We start from the raw sequence: 22,178 nt of genomic DNA, 5'->3' as shown, positions 1-22,178 counted from the left end.
TGATTGTATATTGGAAAATAACAAAAAAACGGATGAAATTTTTAGAATAATCGAAAGTCAAAAAACAAATAGAATGAATTTACCTTTTTACATCGTTGATGTTTTTACAAAGCAAAAATATGCAGGCAATCAATTGGCTGTTTTTTTAGAGGCTGAAGCCTTAAGTGACGAACAGATGCAAAAAATTGCCCGTGAAATCAACTTTGCGGAAAGCACTTTTATAACAAAGCTTGACCCTGAAAATAAAGCAGCAACAATTAGAATTTTTACTCCAGAGCACGAAATGAAGTTTGCTGGACATCCAATAATAGGAACATCGTGGGTTTTGATGAATACCATATTTGAAGGCCAACCAGAAAAGATTACGTTATCGGTTCCAATTGGAGAAATCCCAGTGCATCAATCGGGAGATTTGGTTTGGTTGCAGGCGGCTCAACCTCAGTTTTTGGATACTTTTTCAGCAGAAGGTTTTTTATCCTTCAGCAATTTAAGCAGTGCTGATTTTGATGATAAATTTTCCATTCAGGAAGTAAGTACCGGAAGTGCCTTTGTAATTGTTCCTCTGAAAAATAAAAAAGCATTGGAGAATTTAATTCTTGACAAGGATAAAATGAACGAATGGTTGCATGCACACTGTAAAACCAATCATAGAGCGTTATATTTTTATTGTTTAGAAGATGCAAAACTCATTAGCAGAATGCTATGTGTTGAAAACAATCAACTTATTGAAGATGCAGCAACGGGAAGTGCCAGCACTTGTTTACAGGCTTTTCTTTTAAAATATTATTCACCAGAAATTAAAATGGCCAATCATCAGGGAGATTTTATAAACAGAGCATCCCAAATTTATTTTGATGGAAAATTAAGTGAAAATCATTTTGATATAAAAATAGGCGGAGAAACGCAATTCATTGCAAAAGGCGAATGGGAAGTTTAAAGATTAAGATTATTAGCGTTAGAAATAAGAAGTAAAAAAAATAAAACATGACATTTAAACAATTAAACATAAAATCATTCACAAATAAGGCAGCAACTTTTTCGGCTCCCTTTCCTTCGGGGAGAATTGGGTTGGGGATTTTATTCTTCTTCGTATTCCAATTTTCGTTTGCACAAAAGAAAGAGCAAATAGGAACTGAGACCGTAAATGTTGTAAAACCGTATACGCCAAAAATTTTGGACGCTTTCAAAGTAAAAGAAATTCCTGAACTGGATGAAGACGCAAATGCCAAAAAAGAAAAGATAAAATACACGATTTTCTCTTTTCCGGTAGCTTCAACTTTTACACCATCCAAAGGGAAAGCAGAAGGGGTAGAAAAAGAAAAGCAAGCCCATTTGTTTAAAAATTACGCCACTTTTGGAGTGGGGAATTACGGAACCTTTATTGGAGAATTATTCGTGAATCATGATCTTAATGACACGGATTATGTTGGTGGAATGTTTCGTCATCATTCGTCTGAGGGTGGAATCCAAAATATAGCATTAGAAGATGGTTTTTACGATACATCGTTGGACTTGATGTATGGTTCCAATCAAAAAGACGTGTCCTGGAATTTGGATTTGGGTTATCAAAACCAAATTTATAATTGGTACGGATTACCTGCAAATTTTGGCAGCACTTTGACTCCTCAAGACAGAATGGTTTTGATTAACGGAATTAATCCTCAGCAAACTTACGGTACGATATCGTTAGGCGGAAATGTAGCATTTAACGAAAGTATTTTGAATAAAGCAAGTCTGAAATACAATCATTTTTCGGATGCTTCTGGATCTTCTGAAAATCGTTTTTATGCAAAGCCGACAGTAGAATTTGATGTAATGGAAAGCGCAGTAAAAACAAATATAATAGTTGATTATGTAAGCGGTAGTTTCAATAAAAATTATTTAAATACCAATACAGAGCGCGTAAAATATGGTTTTACAAATTTTGGAATTGTTCCCAGTTTTGTAATGCAGGAAGATGATTGGACGCTGAATATTGGAGCTGGTTTGTTTTATAGTATGGATAATGAAAACAGCAACAATACCTTTTTAGTGTATCCACAATTCAATGCTTCTTACAAAGTTGTTGGTGATTTGATGATTTTCTATGCAGGAGCCGAAGGGGATTTAGAGCAAAACTCCTATATGGATTTTGTCAACGAAAATCCGTTTTTATCACCAACATTGAATATTGCGCCAACAGATAAGCAGTATGATATTTTTGCCGGATTAAAAGGAAAATTAACCAATACAGTAAGTTATAATATAAAAGCTTCGTATGCAAACGAGAGAAATAAAGCTTTGTTTAGAAGCAATGATTATACTGAAAATGCGGGTAACGAGGATTATGCTTTTGGAAATTCCTTTCAAGTGGTGTATGACGATATGAAAACATTGCGTTTTTATGGAGAACTAAAAGCTGATTTTTCTTCAGCTGTATCTTTTGGAATCAACGGAACTTTCAGTAGTTACACCAATGATTTTCAGCAAGAAGCTTGGAATATGCCAACAATTAAAATAAATTCAAATCTTGATTTCAATATAACTGAGAAATGGTTCGCTGGTGCAAATGTGTTTTATGTAGGCGAGCGTAAAGATATCCAGATAAATACGGATTTTTCGGCTAATGCTGCTCCTGTAACTTTAAAATCTTATTTTGATGTAAATGCAAATGTAGGATTCAAATACAGCGATCGATTGACTGCTTTTGCAAGAGCCAATAATATCACTAATAATGCCTACCAAAAATGGCAGAATTATCCGGTTCAAGGTTTTCAGGTAATTTTAGGAGTGAACTATAAATTTGATTTTTAATTTTTTACTTAACCACAAAGTTCACAAAGAAGATACAAAGACTACAGAAAGTTTAATCATAAAGAAGTCAGCCTTTTGTCTTCTTTATGATTAAACTTTTTCTAAATACAGAAACTATAATAAAAAAACTTCGTGAACAATGTGCTTTCTTTGTGAACTTTGTGGTTAAACTTTAAATTATGACTTTCAAGCAAAAAATACATACCCATTATTTACAATTAGTTCAGGATCGAATCGATGTCTTCAAAGACATGATTGTAGCGCTTACCGAAGATTCTAAGAACGATGCCAAAGGTTCTGCCGGAGACAAACACGAAACCGCTTTGTCAATGATGCATATTGAACAGGAAAAACTCAATCGTAAATTGAGAGAAGTATTGGATCAAAAAACAGTTTTGGATAAAATTGACGCTACTGCAATTGCTGAGACTATTATTGTTGGGAGCTTGGTAAAAGCAAACGGAATCTATTTGTACCTGAGTGTGGCGCTTCCTAAAATCAATGTCGAAGGAATCAATATTATCGCATTATCACCGCAATCTCCTTTGGGAAATGAACTCATGGGGCATCAAGAAGGGTTTACTTTTGAGATTAACGGTACGAAGTATTTGGTGGAGACTATTGAATAAAATCCCTTATAATTGCTGATGCTTGCATTCGTCTTATCTGCATCCCATTTTACAATCCTCAACTTCGATTCTATTTTTGTTCACTTTTAATTACATTTTAAACACAAATTCTGTTTTTTGGTTGTTATTTATAACTAAAAATAGCATTTGTGTTTTTCAATTAGAACTATAATATCATCTTTGCCTTATCAAAATAAACAAAACATTAAAAATATATAGTTATGTGCGGAATAGTATGTGCCTTTGATTTAAAACAAAAAGCGGAAGTTTTAAGACCGCAAGTATTAGAAATGTCTAAAATTATCCGTCATCGTGGACCGGACTGGAGTGGAATTTTCAGTAATGAAAAAGCTATTTTGTCTCACGAGCGTTTGGCAATTGTTGATCCTGCTTCAGGGAAACAACCTTTATTTAGTGAAGACAAACAACTTGTTTTAGCTGCAAATGGTGAAATCTATAACCACAGAGAATTGCGTAAACAATTTGAAGGGAAATACAACTTTCAAACTGAAAGTGACTGTGAAGTTATTTTAGCACTTTACAAAGAAAAAGGACCTCATTTTATAGATGAAATGAACGGAATTTTTGGATTTGCCATTTATGATGTAGAAAAAGATGAGTATTTTGTTGCTCGTGATCACATGGGAATTATTCCATTATACATAGGTTGGGATGAGCACGGAACTTTTTATGTAGCTTCAGAATTGAAAGCATTAGAAGGATATTGTACTAAAATCCAATTGTTTCCTCCGGGACATTACATGACGAGCAAAGACGGTGAATTTGTACAATGGTACAAAAGAGAATGGACAGATTATGATGCCGTAAAAGACAACGTAACCAGCATTGATGAAATTAAAGTTGCTTTAGAAGCAGCAGTTCACAGACAATTGATGAGTGATGTGCCTTATGGAGTATTGCTTTCGGGAGGGTTAGATTCTTCTATAACTTCGGCTGTAGCCAAAAAATATGCACAAAAACGTATCGAATCCGGTGATGTTGCTGATGCTTGGTATCCACAATTGCACTCTTTCTCAGTAGGATTGGAAGGTTCTCCGGATTTAGCCGCGGCTCAAATCGTGGCGGATCATATAGGAACCATTCACCACGAAATAAAATTCACTATTCAGGAAGGTTTAGATGCAGTTAAAGATGTAATTTATAACTTGGAAACATATGATGTGACTACAATTAGAGCATCAACACCTATGTGGTTAATGGCGAGAGTTATCAAATCAATGGGAATTAAAATGGTATTATCGGGTGAAGGAGCAGATGAACTTTTTGGAGGATACTTGTATTTCCACAAAGCGCCAAACGCAAGAGAATTCCACGAAGAAAACGTACGTAAATTAGGTAAATTACACATGTATGACTGTTTGCGTGCCAACAAAAGTTTAGCAGCATGGGGAATTGAAGGGCGTGTGCCGTTTTTAGATAAAGAATTTATGGATGTGGCGATGAGAGTTAATCCACAAGATAAAATGATCAACAAGGAACATCCTATGGAAAAATGGGTAGTTCGTAAAGCTTTTGAAGAAATGCTTCCGCCAAGTGTTGCTTGGAGACAAAAAGAACAGTTTAGTGATGGTGTAGGATACGGTTGGATTGATACTTTGAAAGAGGTTGTAGCTGTTGAAATTTCGAATGAACAATTAGCAAATGCTAAATACAAGTTCCCTCTGCAAACGCCAACTTCAAAAGAGGAATATTATTACCGTTCTATTTTCCATGAGCATTTTCCAAGTGATGCCGCAGCTTTGTGTGTTCCGCAAGAAGCAAGTGTGGCGTGTAGTACAAAAATTGCATTGGAATGGGATGAAGCATTCAAGAATATGAATGATCCTTCAGGAAGAGCAGTAGCTAGTGTGCATGATGATGCTTATGCAAAAGCCTAAACAGTATTGAAATAAGATTTTATAAATAGATAAAAACGCTCTCCATTTCGAGAGCGTTTTTTTATGGGAACTATTTTTATGGAGAAGGTTACAATTTTAAAAAATATATAATTGTAGCATTGTCTAAAATAATTAGGTGGAGTTTTTTTATATTAGCACAATTAAATTGTTTATTATGAGATTTATTACATCATTCCTTGCTTTGTTTTTATTGATTTCCTGTGATCAAAAAAATAAGATTTCTGTTGATACCATTATTACAGATGCAACTATTTACTCGGTCAATAACTCTTTTGCGGAGGCTTCGGCTATGGCAATTGATAAAGGAAAAATTGTGGCTATTGGCACAAATCGTGAGATTACAAAACAATATGAAGCCAAAAACACTATAGAAGCGGAAGGAAAGTTCATTTATCCTGGCTTGATTGACGCACATTGCCATTTTTACAGTTATGGATTAAGCTTACAAGAAGCTGATTTGCGCGGTACCAAAAGTATGGACGAAATAATTACGCGTTTAAAGGCTTTTCGAAAAGATAAAAATCCAACGTTTATTGTAGGTAACGGTTGGGATCAAAACGATTGGAAAGTAAAAAAGTATCCTACAAAGGCACAATTAGATGCTGTATTTCCTGACATTCCTGTAGTATTAAATAGAGTTGACGGTCATGCGATTATCGTAAATAGTAAGGCATTAAAATTAGCTGGGATCACAAAAGACACTAAAGCTGTTGGCGGTCAGATTGAAATTGCAAATGGGGAACCAACAGGAATTTTAGTAGATAATCCAATGGAATTAGTGTTTAAAATAATTCCAAAACCAACTCGTAAAATACAAATAGCCGCTTTATTGGATGCTGAAAAAGTGATGTTTGATTACGGATTGACAACCGTAAATGATGCAGGATTGGATCCTGATATTATTCATTTGATGGATAGTTTGCAAAAAGCAAAAGTGATGAAGCTTAATGTGTATGCTATGGTTACTGCCAATCAAAAAAATATTGATTTGTATCTAAAAATAGGAATTTATAAAACAGATAATTTAAATGTACGGTCTTTTAAAATGTATGGCGATGGTGCTTTGGGATCTCGTGGCGCTTGCATGCACAAACCGTATTCTGATAAACCCGACCAATATGGTGCTTTGTTGGCACCTATTGCTGGATTAAAAGAAGTTGCCAGACAAATTGCGGCTTCAAAGTTTCAGTTGAATACGCATGCTATTGGCGATTCGGCAAATACGGTGATTTTAAAAATTTATGGAGAAGTTTTGACCGGCACTAAAGATCGAAGATGGAAAATTGAACATGCACAAGTTTTGCGTGAAGCGGATTTTGATTATTTTAAATTTGGAATTATTCCTTCGATTCAACCGACGCATGCAACATCAGATATGTATTGGGCTGAAGACAGATTAGGCAAAGAAAGAATGAAAAATGCCTATGCTTATAAAAAATTACTTCAGAAAGCGGGAATGGTAGCTTTAGGAACTGATTTCCCTGTGGAGGAAGTAAATCCGATGCTCACTTTTCATGCTGCAGTTGCAAGAAAAGACAGTAAGGAGTATCCTAAAGGGGGTTTTCAAATGGAAAATGCTTTAACCAGAGCTGAAACTTTAAGAGGGATGACCATTTGGGCAGCTTTTTCTAATTTCGAAGAAAAAGAAAAAGGAAGTCTGGAAGTGGGGAAATGGGCTGACTTTGTAATGTATGATCAGGATTTAATGAAAGTAGAAGAGAATAAAATAGTGAAAATGAAACCAACAAATACGTATTTAAAAGGTCAGAAAGTGAGATAAGTTTGTAGGTCTTCTTTGATTATTTACAATTGTAATGGAATAATTTTATTAATTGAGTATTTTAATTACATTTTAAATGTAAAATTATTTTTTTGTTTCAAATTTAAACTAAATAGTGTGTTTGTGTTTTGTATTTGTAACTACTGTCGCATATTTGTTGAGTTAGAATTGGTAAAAAATAAAAATTTAATAGTATGTGCGGAATATTAGCCATTATTGGAAGAGCAAAAGACGAACAGCTAGTTGGGGAGCTTTCGAAAAGAATGTCGCATCGTGGCCCGGATGAAAGTGATTTGCATGTTACCGAAAAAGGACATATTTTAAGCCATGAACGGTTGTCTATAATCGATTTGCATTCCGGAAAACAACCGATACAAGGCACAAAAACGGCCTATATGGTCCATAATGGCGAAATATACAATCATCAGGAATTAAGAGATGGTGTTTTGAAAGAACATACTTTTAGAACTAAATCAGATTCAGAGGTTATTGTGCATTTGTACGAAGAGTTTGGATACGATTTTTGCAATATGTTGGATGGAGATTGGGCTTTTGTAGTCGTTGATGGGGATGATTTTATTGCCGGTAGAGACCCAATGGGAGTAAAGCCGTTGTATTATGGTTTGGATGAAAGAGGAAGAATCTATTTTTCATCGGAAATGAAACCTATTGCAGATCAATGTAAAACATTTTCTACTTTTCCTCCAGGACATTTTTATACTCAAAAAACGGGTTTTGTAAAATATTACAAGCCGGAATATGAAGATTATTTAAAAGCAGACCAAGAATTAGATTTAGAATTAATCAGAGAAACTTTGACCGAAGCGACTCGTAAACGATTGATGAGTGATGTGCCAATTGGGGTGTTGCTTTCTGGAGGATTGGATTCTTCCTTGACTTCAGCAATTGCTTCCAGACTCTTGGCGGAAAGCGGTAAAAAATTATATTCATTCTCGATTGGTTTAGATGCTGATGCTCCGGATGCTGCTGCTGCCAGAAAAGTAGCGGAATATTTAGGAACGGAACACCATGAAATTCACTTCACTATCGAAGAAGGAATTAAAATATTGGACAAACTAATCTGGCATTTAGAAACCTATGACGTGACTTCGGTAAGAGCAAGTACTCCAATGTATTTCTTATCTAAAGCGATTACGGATATGGGAATAAAAGTGGTGCTTTCGGGCGAAGGAGCAGATGAGATTTTTGGAGGATATTTGTATTTTAGAAATGCGCCTTCAACAGAAGATTTTCAAAAGGAAACAATCGAAAGAGTGCAGAAATTATTTACTGCCGATTTATTAAGAGCTGATAAATCAACGATGGCTCACGGATTAGAGACTAGAGTTCCCTTTTTAGACAAAGCTTTCTTGGATATGGCAGTTCGTATCAAAGCAGAAGAAAAGATGCATAAAACGTACGATGGAAAGGAAAAATACATTCTGAGAAAAGCATTTGACACACCGGATAATCCATATCTTCCAGAAGAAGTTTTATGGAGACAAAAAGAACAATTCTCTGATGGAGTAGGATACAACTGGATTGATCAATTGATTGAATACTGCTCTACGCAAGTTACGGATGAGCAATTAGCCAGAGCTGCAGCTGAATTTCCATACAATTCTCCTGCTACTAAAGAGGCTTATTTTTACAGATCTATATTTAATAAATATTATCCGCAAGTAAGTGCTGCACAAACGGTTAGAAAGTGGATTCCGAAATGGCAAGAAAATCAAGATCCAAGCGGAAGAGCCAATGCAGCGCACGTTCAGGCAGATACCGAAATTGCTAAAACAGGAGTTACGGTTTAAAATATTAAATTGATTTTGCAGGAATAGAAAACGCTCTCGATTTTGAGAGCGTTTTTTTTGTAGTTATATGAACAAATGTTAATAACTTAAGAGCTTAAAAAGGGATTTTAACGGTTATATAATTTGCGTTTTTATATATTTGCGTGTTAGACAAAAATTACATTTTTTTAGAATAAAATATATGAGCGAAGAAATCAAGAAGGACAATTATTCAGCGGATAGTATTCAGGCATTAGAAGGAATGGAGCACGTAAGAATGCGCCCATCAATGTATATTGGAGATGTAGGTGTTCGAGGACTACACCATTTAGTTTATGAGGTTGTAGATAACTCTATTGATGAGGCAATGGGAGGTCATTGTGATACCATTAGAGTAGATATAAATGAAGATGGGTCTATTTCTGTTGAAGATAATGGACGTGGAATCCCAGTTGGTATTCATAAAAAAGAAGGTGTTTCGGCATTGGAGGTTGTAATGACCAAAATTGGTGCCGGAGGTAAATTTGATAAAGATTCCTATAAAGTTTCTGGAGGACTTCACGGTGTTGGGGTTTCTGTAGTGAATGCGCTGTCGAACCATTTGAGAGCTACTGTTCATAGTAGTGATGGAAAAGTGTACGAACAAGAATATGAAAAAGGAAAGGCGTTGTATCCAGTTAAGCAAATTGGAGAAACGACTAAAAGAGGTACGATTGTAACTTTTTACCCTGATCCAAGTATTTTTACCCAAACGATAGAGTATTCATATGATACTTTGTCAGCTCGTATGCGTGAATTGTCTTTTTTGAATAAAGGAATTACAATCACTTTTACAGATAAAAGAGAATTAGATAAAGACGGAAATTTTGTTTCTGAAATTTTTCATTCTGATGAAGGTTTAAAAGAATACATCCGTTATTTAGATGGAAATCGTGAGCCAATTATTGCACATGTTATTTCTATGGACCATGAAAAAGGAGAGATTCCGGTTGAAGTTGCGTTAATTTATAACACAAGTTATACCGAAAATATTTTCTCTTATGTGAATAATATCAATACACACGAAGGAGGAACGCACTTGCAAGGTTTTAGAACTGGTTTGACCAGATCCTTAAAGAAATATGCAGATGCTTCTGGAATGTTGGATAAGTTGAAGTTTGATATTTCTGGTGATGACTTTCGTGAGGGATTGACAGCTATTATTTCTGTAAAAGTTGCGGAACCACAATTTGAGGGGCAAACTAAAACAAAACTTGGAAACAGAGAAGTTGTTTCGCCAGTAAGTCAAGCGGTGAGTGAAATGATTGAAAATTATTTGGAAGAAAATCCAAATGACGCTCGTATCATTGTTCAAAAAGTAATTCTTGCAGCACAAGCACGTCACGCAGCCAAAAAAGCGCGTGAAATGGTACAACGCAAAACCGTAATGGGTGGCGGTGGATTGCCAGGAAAATTATCAGATTGTTCAGAGCAAGACCCTGCAAAATGCGAAGTATATCTTGTCGAGGGAGATTCGGCAGGTGGAACAGCAAAACAAGGTCGTGATCGTGCGTTTCAAGCAATTTTACCATTACGTGGTAAGATTTTGAACGTAGAAAAAGCAATGCATCACAAAGTTTTTGAAAACGAAGAGATTCGAAATATATTTACTGCACTTGGTGTTACAATTGGAACTGCCGAAGATAGTAAAGCGTTGAATATTGAAAAATTACGTTACCATAAAGTAATTATTATGTGTGATGCCGATGTCGATGGTAGCCACATTTCTACTTTAATCTTGACATTCTTCTTTAGATTCATGAAAGAATTAATCGAAGAAGGTCACGTATATATTGCAGCACCACCTTTATATTTAGTTAAAAAAGGAAACAAGAAAGAATACGCCTGGAATGACGTACAACGTGATCAAGCGAATGAAAGAATGGGCGGAAGCGCAGGAATTCAACGTTATAAAGGTCTTGGGGAGATGAACGCGGAGCAATTGTGGGAAACTACAATGGATCCAAGTTTCAGAACGTTACGTCAAGTAACTATTGATAGTTTGGCGGAAGCCGATAGAGTTTTCTCTATGTTGATGGGTGATGAGGTACCACCAAGAAGAGAATTTATTGAGAAGAATGCAGTTTATGCTAATATTGATGCATAACGTAGTTTAATCGTTTGCTTTTTGTTAGAATAAATTACGATTGACACCATAGAGATTAACCAAATTAACTAATAACCGAATAAACTTTAAAATATGAAAGTTACCATTGTAGGAGCAGGAAATGTAGGTGCTACCTGTGCAGATGTAATTTCTTATAGAGGAATTGCCAGCGAAGTAGTGTTGTTAGATATCAGAGAAGGTTTTGCTGAAGGTAAAGCTTTAGATATTATGCAGTGTGCTACTAATACGGGTTTTAATACCAAAATATCAGGCGTTACTAATGATTATTCTAAAACCGCTGGAAGTGATGTAGTTGTGATTACATCAGGAATTCCAAGAAAACCAGGGATGACTCGTGAAGAATTAATAGGTATTAATGCAGGAATCGTGAAAACGGTTGCTGAAAACGTACTGAAACATTCACCGGATACTATAATAGTTGTAGTTTCTAATCCTATGGATACCATGACTTATTTAGCATTGAAATCTACTGGATTACCAAAAAATAGAATAATAGGTATGGGAGGAGCATTAGACAGCTCTCGTTTCAGAACGTATTTGTCTTTGGCTTTAGATAAACCTGCAAATGATATTTCAGCAATGGTTATTGGTGGGCATGGTGATACTACTATGATTCCTTTGACAAGATTAGCTTCTTATAATGGAATTCCGGTTTCTCAATTTCTATCGGAAGAAGAATTGCAAAAAGTAGCTGCAGATACGATGGTAGGTGGAGCTACACTTACGGGGCTTTTAGGAACATCAGCTTGGTATGCTCCAGGTGCTTCAGTTGCTTTCTTAGTTGACAGTATTTTGAATGACCAAAAGAAAATGATCGCTTGTTCCGTTTTTGTTGAAGGAGAATACGGTCAAGATGATATCTGTATAGGTGTTCCTTGTATTATTGGTAAAAATGGAGTGGAAGAAATTCTTGATATTAAGCTCAATGAACAAGAAAAAGCCTTGTTTGCTAAAAGTGCTGATGCTGTTAGACAAATGAATGATGCCTTAAAATCGATTTTAGCATAAAAAAATACATATATAATAAGGAAGACTGCTAATATGCAGTCTTTTTCTTGAGATTAATTAATAAATAAATTGGTTAATCTTAACGTTAATTATATATTTGCTCGGTTTAAAAAAATGATGTAGTTCGAGATATTCTTTTTTGAAATTAAAAAATCGATGTCAAGTCTTATTCTATAAGGTTTAAAGCAAAAATAAATAAATAAAAAATAATTAATTTTTAGTAATAATGCAGAATAAAGGACTTATTAAATTTTTCGCAATTCTATTTGCATTGGTAAGTATTTACCAACTTTCTTTCACTTTTGTCGCGAGCAAAGTAAAAAGTGATGCAAAATCTTTTGCAGGTGGAAATCCTGAAAAAGAAGTAAAATATTTAGATTCTATTGGTAAAGAAAAAGTATTTAATCTTGGTTTTACCGATTTTACATTCAATGAAGTTAGTGACAAACAAATCAATAAAGGTCTTGACTTAGAAGGTGGTATCAATGTTATACTTCAAATATCTGTAAAGGATATTTTAAAAGGATTATCGAATAATTCTAAAAATCCAATTTTCAATAAGTCTTTGGCTGATGCTACTGCAAATCAAAAAGGAAATCAATCGTATCTAGATGCTTTTTATGATGCTTTTGATGAAAATTCAAAAGGAACTGTAAAATTAGCATCTCCTGATATTTTTGCAAACAGAAGCTTGCAAGGTGAAGGTGGAGTTGATTTTCAAATGACAGATGCACAAGTAAAAAAGGTTATCTCCAGAAAAGTAGATGAGTCTGTAGAAAGTGCTTTTGGTGTTTTAAGAAAACGTATCGATAAATTTGGTGTAACACAACCTAATATTCAAAAATTAGGAGAATCTGGAAGAATCCTTGTGGAACTTCCTGGTGCAAAAGATGTAGACAGAATTAAAAAATTATTACAAAGTACAGCTCAATTAGAGTTTTGGGAAACGTATAAAATTGAAGAAATTGGTAATTTCTTAATGGCTGCTAACGAGTCATTGAAAAAAACTGAAAATAAAACTACTGAAGTAAAACCAGTTGTAAAAGATTCTTTAAGTGCATTACTTACAGATGAAAAAGATTCAACTGCTACTAAAAAAGGAGAAAATCCTTTATTTGATAAAATCATTGGTCAAGGTGGAGGTCCAGTTTTAGGTCTTTTCTCTCCAAAAGATACTGCCGTAGTAAACGGATATTTGAAAAGAGCAGATATTAGAGTTTTATTAGCAGGTGACCAACGTTATGCAAAATTTGTTTGGGGTAAACCAATGACTATTAAAGATGCTAAAGCAAAAAGTGTTGATGCTGTAGAATTATACGCTTTAAAAGGAAACAGAGACAATGTTCCTTCTATGAGTGGTGGTGTTGTTACTGATGCAAAAGATACATTTGACCAAATGGGTAAACCAGCGGTTTCAATGCAAATGAATGGTCAAGGAGCAAAATCTTGGGAAGAATTGACTGGTAGAGCATATACTCAAAAAAGCAATATTGCTATTGTTTTGGATGATGTAGTTTATTCTGCACCTGGAGTGTCTACAGGTCCAATTTCTGGTGGTAGATCTGAAATTTCAGGAGCTTTTGATGTTACAGAAACTAAAGATTTAGCGAATGTTTTAAGAGCAGGTAAACTTCCTGCTGCTGCAGATATTGTTCAATCAGAAGTGGTAGGGCCATCCTTAGGACAAGAAGCTATTGATAATGGTACTAATTCTGCTTTGATAGGATTGCTTTTAGTATCACTTTGGATGATGATATATTATGGTAAAGCAGGTTGGTATGCTAATGTAGCGTTAGCGGTTAACTTACTTTTCTTATTCGGAATTTTAGCAAGTATCGGAGCAGTTCTTACATTGCCAGGTATTGCAGGTATTGTTTTAACAATGGGAACAGCAGTTGATGCGAATATCATTATTTACGAAAGAGCAAAAGAAGAATTACGTTCAGGTAAAACATTAGAGGAAGCCATTAAAACTTCTTACAGTTGGAGAGGTGCAATGTCATCAATTACTGATGCTAACGTAACGCATATTTTAACAGGAGCGGTATTGTTTATTTTTGGTTCAGGACCAATTAAAGGTTTTGCTACTACATTATTAATTGGTATTGTAACTTCATTATTTACCTCTATTTTCATTGCTAGAATCTTCATTGATTGGAACATAAGTAAAAAGAATAATTTGACGTTTGTTACAAATTTCTCTAAGAATATGTTTAATAACTTTCATTTTGATTTCTTAGGAGTAAAAAAATGGACGTATTTGTTCTCTAGTGTTGTAGTTGTTATAAGTATTATTTCATTGGCAACAAATGGTTTAGATCAAGGAGTTGATTTTGTAGGAGGAAGAACATTCCAAGTGCGTTTTGAAAAACCAATTGAAACTGAAGCTGTAAAAGCGGAGTTAGCTAAAGTTTTTGATGGTAGCGCTGAAGTAAAAGTTTTTGGTAGTGATAATCAATTAAAAATCACAACAAAATATAAAGTTCAGGAGCCAGGAATTAAAGCTGATGAAGAAGTAAATAAATTGTTGTTTGCTACTTTAAAACAACATTTCTCAGCAGATATGACGTATGAGAAATTTGTAAATGCTTATGATGGTAAAAAATCAGGTATTTTATTAGCATCTAAAGTTGGTCCAACAGTTGCAGAAGACATTAAAACAAATGCATACTGGGCAGTACTTGGAGCAATGGCTATCGTATTTTTATACTTAATGATCAGTTACAGAAAATGGCAATATAGTTTAGGTGCAATTGCAGCTATTGCGCATGATGTTGTTTTTGTATTAGGGATTTACTCTTTGTGTTATAAATTTATGCCTTTTGGTATGGAAATCGATCAGCACTTTATCGCTGCGATTCTAACGGTTATTGGGTATTCTATGAATGATACTGTTATTGTATTTGATAGAGTTAGAGAGTATTTAGCAGGAAAAACTAAAGGTACTTTTGCTGAGATTGTAAATCAATCTATTAATACAACAATGTCCAGAACAATCAATACTTCATTAACAATGATCGTGGTTTTATTAATCATGTTTGTTTTTGGAGGGGAATCTATCAGAGGATTTATATTTGCTATGTTAGTGGGTATTATCGTAGGAACATATTCTTCATTGTTTATTGCTACTCCGGTACTTGTGGATACAATATCTAAAGAGGATAAAAGCAAGGTAGAAAAAGCACATCAAGAAAGCTAAATGAGCTTTTTACATAAATTTTTAAAAAGAGATTCAGCGAAAGTTGAATCTCTTTTTTTTTATGCTCTAATGCCAATTTTAAGTTTTTATTTGTAATTTAATGGTAAAGAAATATATTGGCTATAAACTAAATTTCATGTGTAAAAAAATAATTTTTATTTTAATTTTTGTCTTTAGTTATCAAACATTTTTTGCGCAAGATTCATCGAGTAAAGTTAAATTAGGCTTGGGTTATGGCTTTGGAACTGAATTAAAAAATAGCGACTATACATATACAAACAGTTACTATAAACTACAAGTATACTATAGCGTAAAACAAACAAAACGTTTTCAATATGAAATCTTATTGCAACCAGAGCTAAACTTTGCAAAGCATCAACTATTGAATTTTTATTTTGTTAAGCCTGATGACCCTAATTATATTGAAAAAAGGGAAAGATATACTAAGTTAAAAGATTTAAAAGAATATGTTTTAAATATTGGTTTTTTGATGCGAAAACCAGTTTTTGAAACTGCAAGTATTTATGTTCTTGGTAGTGTTGGACCTATGTTTGCAGACACAGAGACAGAGCGATTGTCAAAAGGTTTTGCTTTTTCAGATGTATTAGCTTTAGGTTTTACTTTTAAAGTAAATAAAATAACAGTTGACATAAGACCGAATTTTCGTCATGTGTCCAATGCTGGATTGCAAGGTTCAAATTCAGGTTATAATACTAAAAATATTGATTTTGGTTTTTCATTTCCTTTATAGAATTACTTCTGAATTTTCGATGTTATGTATAATCTATTAATATCTATGAACTTATAGATTATGAAAGTGTAAAATTTATATATTTACTAAATATTTGTTAAAGCTCGCTGTTTTTTTGATGAAATTAAAACCTAACTAATAATGGAAAAATTTATTAAGTCTTTCGTTTTTATTTTTTTAATTACAATTTTGTCTAATTCAATTCTTCATGCTAAAAATAGCAGCATTGGTCTTGAAAACAAGGGCCTTGGGTCAGTTAAGAGTGGCTCGATTTTTACTTTAAAAACAAGTTCTTATTCTAAGGATGCTTTACTATTTCTTATATCCAGAAATGAAAATTTAGATATTTTAGCTTCCCCGCCAACAGTTACTACTCCTGTTTATTATTGTCAAAATGCTGTAGCAACTGCATTGACGGCCACAGCATCTTCCGGAGGAACATTAAATTGGTATGGTACAAACGCAACTGGGGGAACGGCATCAGCTACCGCGCCAACTCCTTCAACAGCTACCGTAGGAACTACTTCTTATTATGTTAGTGAAACTGTAGGAGGTGTTGAAAGTACTCGTTCAAAAATTGATGTTATTGTGGTTGCTAATAATGGCGCCACTATTCTTAATTTCAGATGTGACGCTTCGCAGATTTTACCAGCTGATAGAGCTTCTTCCGTATTTTTTGATTGGTCTAATAATCCTCTGATTTCTAATTCGTATAATTACACCTATACAATTCAAGGTGGTTCTCCTGTAACCGGAAGTACAGGTGTTTCTCATGTTCAAGTATTTAATATGTTACCAGGGCAATCTGCAACATTAACATTGTCTTCAGCTACACATCCTTGTGTGCCTCCACAAACTATCACTTGTAGTGTGCCTTGCGGAACTTCAACAGTAACTCCTAATTTTCCTGCTATTGCTCCTTTTTGCACTGGAACTCCAGCACCGTTACTAGGTCCTACTTCTCCAAATGGAATCACAGGAACTTGGTTGCCAGCAATAATAAGCAATACGACTAGCGGAAGTTATGTATTTACTCCAAATTCAACTTTGTTTCCATGTGCTACCACACAAACTTTAAATGTAATCGTTACCCCATTGGTAACACCAATTTTTACGGGTATTCCAACTACAGTTTGTCAAAATGCGACTGCACCAATCTTGCCAACAACTTCAAATAATACACCGGCTATTTCAGGTTCTTGGAGTCCAGCTACAGTTAATACGGCAGTTTTAGGTCCAGTTACTTATACTTTTACACCTAATACAGGACAATGTACTTCAGCAACACCTATAAGAGTCACAATTGATATTGTACCGGTTGTTACGCCAAATTTTGCAAGTATTCCACCGTTTTGTTCTGGAACTACTGCACCACTTTTGGCAAATACATCTCCAAATGGTATTGTTGGTACATGGGCTCCATCAACGATTAGTAATACTGTTAGCAGGAACTATGTTTTTACACCAAATCCAAATCAATGTGCGACTACACAAACATTAAGTGTGACGATTATACCAAAAGGAACACCTAATTTTCCCGCAATAGCCCCGTTTTGTTCAGGATCTACTGCGCCAATATTAGCAACAACTTCTCCTAATGGAATCACAGGAACTTGGTCGCCATCAACAGTTAGCAATACAACTAGCGGAAGTTATGTTTTTACGCCAAATGCATCTGAATGTGCCAATAGCCAAACATTAGCAGTTACTGTTACTCCTCTTGTTCAGCCTAATTTTTCTAATTTTTCAATCTGTATGGGAGGTATACCGCCTATTTTGAATACTACTTCTCCAAATGGAATTTCAGGAACTTGGTTGCCTGCAATTGTTAACAATATGGCAAGTGGTGCTTATGTTTTTTCTCCAAATTCAAATCAATGTGCCACTTCACAAACAATTAATGTTACTGTGACTCCCTCAAATACCCTTTTAGATGTAGATTGGACAGTTTCTGAGGCTTTTGCGAAAAATCAAATAGTTACAGTTATCGCTACAGGAACTGGCGATTATTTGTATCAATTAGATGATGGACCATTTCAGGAAAGCCCTGTTTTTGAATATGTATCTTTAGGAACTCATTCCGTTACTGTTATAGACAAAAATGGCTGTAGTCCGCCAATAACTAGAACTAATGTTTTAGTAATCAATTATCCTAAGTTTTTCACACCAAATGCTGATGGGTATAATGATACTTGGAATGTTTTTGCTTTGCAAGACCAATTAAATTCAAAAATTCTAATATTTGATCGTCATGGTAAATTTTTAAAAGAAATTTTTCCAAATGGCACGGGATGGGATGGAACGTATATTGGACAGCCAATGCCAGCCAATGATTATTGGTTCAGTATTGAGTACACTGAACAAGATATTCCTAAGAAATTCAAATCCCATTTTTCACTAAAAAGATAATAAAACAAAAAAGCTCCCATTGCGACGGGAGCTTTTTCGTTTTGTTAAGTAAATATGATGTTATACTTTAAGAGGTTTTTCGGCAGTGAAAATAAAATAGAGCCCAATTAAAATGAAAGGAATACTTAGCCATTGTCCTGTAGAAAATAATCCCAAAGCACTTTCAAAGCCGCCTTGGCTTTCCTTAACGGATTCCACTACAAAACGTACAGAAAATAAAAGCACTAGAAACATACCAAATAGATATCCTGTTTTATTCCCTTTTTCAGTTTTCCAATACAAGAAAAATAAAATAGCAAAAACAAAAACGTAACAAAATGCTTCGTACAACTGCGTAGGATGCCTTACAGGAACCTGCTCCAGCAATGAGGCAAATTTTGGATCGCTTGCTATTGCTGTATAGGCATCTTTAGGATTGGCTATTTGAGTTGCATTAACTGCATCCATTGGGCTGAAATGATCTTTGATGAATTTTATTCCAAAAGGAGATGTGGTTTCATGACCTATAATTTCTGAATTGAAAAAATTTCCTAATCTAACAAAAATAGCTCCACTAGCAACAGGAATTACCACCCGGTCTAGAATCCACATTTGTGGCTTTTTAAGTATATTTTTACTGTAAAAGTACATCGCTATTATGATTGAAATAGCAGCGCCGTGACTTGCTAAACCTTGATAACCTGTAAATTCAAAATTTGGGGAAAAACGGAAAGGTAAAATGATTTCCAATAAATGATTGCGGTAATACTCCCAATCATAAAAGAAAACGTGTCCTAAACGTGCGCCAATCAAAGTGGCTAGCACAGTCCAGATAAACAATGAATCTAATTTTTCTATAGATTCTCCTTCATTTTCAAATATATGTTTCATTATGTACCAGCCTAATCCAAAGGCAATTACAAACATTAAGCTATAATATCGAATGATAAAAAAGCCTAAATCGATTCCTTCTGATGGATTCCAAACGATGTTTAAAGCGTGTGTCATTTAGTGTTAAATTTGTTTATTAGTTGTAAAAATATAGATTTAAAGTAAAATTTCGTATTTAAAAAAAGTTAATGTTTATGATGACATACTTTTTTGGGAACAGGATCATAACCTGTTTTGCCCCAAGGATGGCAACTTAAAATACGTTTCATTCCTAAAAATCCACCATAAAATAAGCCATGGGTTTGTAATGCTTCAATCATATAGGAAGAGCAGGTTGGCTCAAATCTACATGCTGCTGGAGTGAAAGGGGAAATAGCAACTTGATAAAACCGAACCAATAGCAAAAATGGGTAAACAACTATTTTTGACAACATGACTTTAACTTTAGTATTAGAATTTAAAACTTCACTATTGTTAATCAAAATTATTTCACAGTATTAATCTGCAACTTGGTGTAGAAAACTAAATACTAAAAGTAGTTCCTTCTTTTCCATCTTTCAGCTGAATTCCCAATGCAATCAATTGATCTCTAATTTGGTCTGATAAATCAAAATTCTTATTGTCACGAGCTTGTTTTCTCATTTCAATAAGCATGTTTACCGTCCCTTCTAATTTGTCATTACTGCTATCCGAAACTTTTTCATCTTCCAGTCCCAGGACTTCAAAAACAAAACTGTTCATTGCTTTTTCAAAAGATTTTAAATCCTCGGTATTCAATGTTTCTTTTCCATCTTTCAACAAATTGATAAAACGAACACCTTCAAATAACTGTGCAATTAGAATTGGAGTGTTAAAATCGTCGTTCATGGCGTCGTAACACAATTGTTTCCATGCCGGAATATCAATCGTACTTTTTGTGTCAGCAGTGATATCTTTTAATGAAATCATTGCTTCCATCAATCGTTTGTATCCTTTTTCGGCAGCGACAATGGCATCATCAGAAAAATCAAGAATGCTTCGGTAATGCGCTTGTAACATAAAAAATCGTGCTACCGATGCTGAAAAGGCTTTGCTTAGAATAGTGTTTTCTCCGGTCAAAATTTCTCTTGGCAAAATATTATTACCAGTAGATTTGGCCATTTTTTTACCGTTTAAAGTAAGCATATTGGCGTGCATCCAGTAATTGACTGGAGTTTGACCAGTACATGCTTCATTTTGAGCAATTTCACATTCATGATGCGGGAATTTCAAATCCATTCCACCTCCGTGAATGTCAAAATGATTGCCTAAATATTTCGTACTCATAGCGGTACATTCAAGATGCCAACCCGGAAATCCATCACTCCATGGCGAAGGCCAACGCATGATATGTTGTGGTTCGGCTTTTTTCCAAAGCGCAAAATCCTGTGGATTTCTCTTGTCACTTTGACCATCAAGATCACGGGTATTAGCCAGCATATCCTCAATATTTCTGCCGCTTAATCTTCCGTAATGATTAGTTTGATTGAATTTTACAACATCAAAATAAACCGATCCATTGGCTTCGTAACCAATTCCTTTGTCGATTATGGTTTTAATAATCTCAATTTGCTCAATAATATGACCTGTAGCTGTTGGCTCAATACTTGGTGGTAAAAAATTAAATTCATTCAATATATCATGAAAATCTACCGTATAGCGTTGCACCACTTCCATAGGTTCCAGTTGCTCTAAACGGGCTTTTTTTGCAATTTTATCTTCACCTTCATCCACATCATCCACAATGTGACCTACATCCGTAATGTTTCGAACGTAGCGCACTTTGTAATCCAAATGCAAAAAATACCTGAAAATCACGTCAAAGGACATGAATGTTCGCACATTTCCAAGATGCACATTACTGTAAACCGTAGGCCCACAAACGTACATTCCTACATTTTCTTCATGTATTGGTGTGAAAATTTCTTTTTCTCCCGAAAGAGAATTATATATTTTTAGAGTTTGGCTACTATATAATGGCATTGTAGATTATTGTTTTCCCCACCCCAGCCCTCCCCAAAGGGAAGGGAGTTGAGACGTGAATGTGTTATTAATAATTGTTATAATCTTGTTTTGATTTTACTAGACCAGGCTCCCTCTCCTTTGGAGAGGGTCGGGGAGAGGACTAGAACTTTGTTTCTAATTTGATATAATCCAAAAACTCTCTGCGAGTTACATTATCTTTAAATTTCCCACCAAATTCTGATGTCACAGTGCTACTCTCTATATCACTGATTCCTCTTGAATTAACGCAAAGATGTTTCGCATCAATCACACAAGCGACATCTTCAGTACCCAAAGCGATTTGTAATTCCTGAACAATTTGCATAGTCAAACGCTCTTGAACCTGAGGTCTTTTGGCATAATATTCTACAATACGATTCATTTTGGATAAACCAATTACGCTTCCATTAGAAATGTAAGCCACATGAGCCCTTCCTATGATTGGTAATAAATGATGTTCGCAAGTAGAGTAAACGATAATGTTTTTCTCAACTAACATTTCGCCATATTTGTAGTTATTGTCAAATGTAGACGCTTTTGGTTTCTTTGCAGGGTTTAAACCGCCAAAAATTTCTTTTACAAACATTTTTGCAACACGATTGGGCGTGCCTTTCAAACTATCATCAGTCAAGTCCATTCCAAGTGTGATTAGAATGCTCTCAACGTCTTTTTTTATTTTTTCAATTTTATCATCATCAGAAATGTCAAATGCATCATCTCTTACTGGATTTTTTGCGGATAAACTAACATGATTATCTCCTATTTCGTCTTGAAATTCTTCGTTTTTTATCATTAAAAGCAACTATTATTGTTGGTATAAATATTTAAGCGGTAAAGATAA

15 protein-coding genes are annotated in these 22,178 nt (G+C 34.6%); 11 read left to right on the top strand and 4 right to left on the bottom strand.

Going from position 1 to position 22,178, the window contains the following annotated elements:
* The first annotated feature begins 73 nt into the window (after window positions 1–73).
* From QLS65_RS00485 to QLS65_RS00435, 11 genes are all read left to right on the top strand, one after another.
* Window positions 74–937 (top strand): PhzF family phenazine biosynthesis protein, encoded by an 864-nt coding sequence (locus QLS65_RS00485; RefSeq protein ID WP_282710361.1) that lies wholly within the window; start codon window positions 74–76, stop codon window positions 935–937.
* A gap of 47 nt (window positions 938–984) precedes the next feature.
* The gene (locus QLS65_RS00480; RefSeq protein WP_282714537.1) at window positions 985–2,793 is read left to right on the top strand and encodes a TonB-dependent receptor; all 1,809 of its coding nucleotides are present in this window, start codon (window positions 985–987) and stop codon (window positions 2,791–2,793) included.
* A 179-nt stretch (window positions 2,794–2,972) separates the two neighbouring features.
* Window positions 2,973–3,422 (top strand): hypothetical protein, encoded by a 450-nt coding sequence (locus tag QLS65_RS00475; protein WP_282714535.1) that lies wholly within the window; start codon window positions 2,973–2,975, stop codon window positions 3,420–3,422.
* Between the two features lie 221 nt (window positions 3,423–3,643).
* Entirely contained in the window at window positions 3,644–5,320 is a 1,677-nt protein-coding gene (gene asnB / locus QLS65_RS00470; protein ID WP_282714533.1) for an asparagine synthase B, read from the top strand.
* 175 nt (window positions 5,321–5,495) lie between these two features.
* Window positions 5,496–7,121 (top strand): amidohydrolase, encoded by a 1,626-nt coding sequence (locus QLS65_RS00465; RefSeq protein WP_282714531.1) that lies wholly within the window; start codon window positions 5,496–5,498, stop codon window positions 7,119–7,121.
* Window positions 7,122–7,315: 194 nt separating this feature from the next.
* Window positions 7,316–8,932, top strand: a complete 1,617-nt coding sequence (gene asnB, locus QLS65_RS00460) for an asparagine synthase B (protein ID WP_282714529.1) — start codon at window positions 7,316–7,318, stop codon at window positions 8,930–8,932.
* Window positions 8,933–9,113: 181 nt separating this feature from the next.
* A complete protein-coding gene (gyrB, locus tag QLS65_RS00455) occupies window positions 9,114–11,057 on the top strand; it encodes a DNA topoisomerase (ATP-hydrolyzing) subunit B (RefSeq protein WP_282714527.1) in 1,944 nt (647 codons plus the stop codon).
* Window positions 11,058–11,150: 93 nt separating this feature from the next.
* Entirely contained in the window at window positions 11,151–12,086 is a 936-nt protein-coding gene (mdh, locus tag QLS65_RS00450) for a malate dehydrogenase (protein ID WP_282714525.1), read from the top strand.
* 226 nt (window positions 12,087–12,312) lie between these two features.
* A complete protein-coding gene (secDF, locus tag QLS65_RS00445; protein WP_282714523.1) occupies window positions 12,313–15,285 on the top strand; it encodes a protein translocase subunit SecDF in 2,973 nt (990 codons plus the stop codon).
* A 136-nt stretch (window positions 15,286–15,421) separates the two neighbouring features.
* The gene (locus QLS65_RS00440) at window positions 15,422–16,036 is read left to right on the top strand and encodes an acyloxyacyl hydrolase (protein ID WP_282714521.1); all 615 of its coding nucleotides are present in this window, start codon (window positions 15,422–15,424) and stop codon (window positions 16,034–16,036) included.
* Between the two features lie 141 nt (window positions 16,037–16,177).
* A complete protein-coding gene (locus tag QLS65_RS00435) occupies window positions 16,178–18,445 on the top strand; it encodes a T9SS type B sorting domain-containing protein (RefSeq protein ID WP_282714519.1) in 2,268 nt (755 codons plus the stop codon).
* Window positions 18,446–18,505: 60 nt separating this feature from the next.
* Here the strand turns inward: QLS65_RS00435 and lgt are convergent, their stop codons facing one another.
* The 4 genes from lgt to folE form a co-directional block, all read right to left on the bottom strand.
* Window positions 18,506–19,432, bottom strand: coding sequence for a prolipoprotein diacylglyceryl transferase (lgt, locus tag QLS65_RS00430; protein WP_282714517.1), 927 nt, complete (start codon window positions 19,430–19,432; stop codon window positions 18,506–18,508).
* A gap of 68 nt (window positions 19,433–19,500) precedes the next feature.
* Complete coding sequence (yidD, locus tag QLS65_RS00425; protein ID WP_282714515.1) at window positions 19,501–19,749, bottom strand: membrane protein insertion efficiency factor YidD; 249 nt, start codon at window positions 19,747–19,749, stop codon at window positions 19,501–19,503.
* 88 nt (window positions 19,750–19,837) lie between these two features.
* Window positions 19,838–21,316: a cysteine--tRNA ligase gene (cysS, locus tag QLS65_RS00420; RefSeq protein WP_282714512.1), complete on the bottom strand. Its 1,479-nt coding sequence runs from the start codon at window positions 21,314–21,316 to the stop codon at window positions 19,838–19,840.
* A 142-nt stretch (window positions 21,317–21,458) separates the two neighbouring features.
* The gene (folE, locus tag QLS65_RS00415; RefSeq protein ID WP_282710335.1) at window positions 21,459–22,130 is read right to left on the bottom strand and encodes a GTP cyclohydrolase I FolE; all 672 of its coding nucleotides are present in this window, start codon (window positions 22,128–22,130) and stop codon (window positions 21,459–21,461) included.
* Window positions 22,131–22,178: the final 48 nt, after the last annotated feature.

This window comes from Flavobacterium algoritolerans, from assembly GCF_030010385.1.
GTDB classification, from domain to species: domain Bacteria; phylum Bacteroidota; class Bacteroidia; order Flavobacteriales; family Flavobacteriaceae; genus Flavobacterium; species Flavobacterium algoritolerans.
The sequence above is the reverse complement of the archived record's forward strand: the minus strand, read 5'-3'. Positions and strand labels throughout refer to the sequence as shown.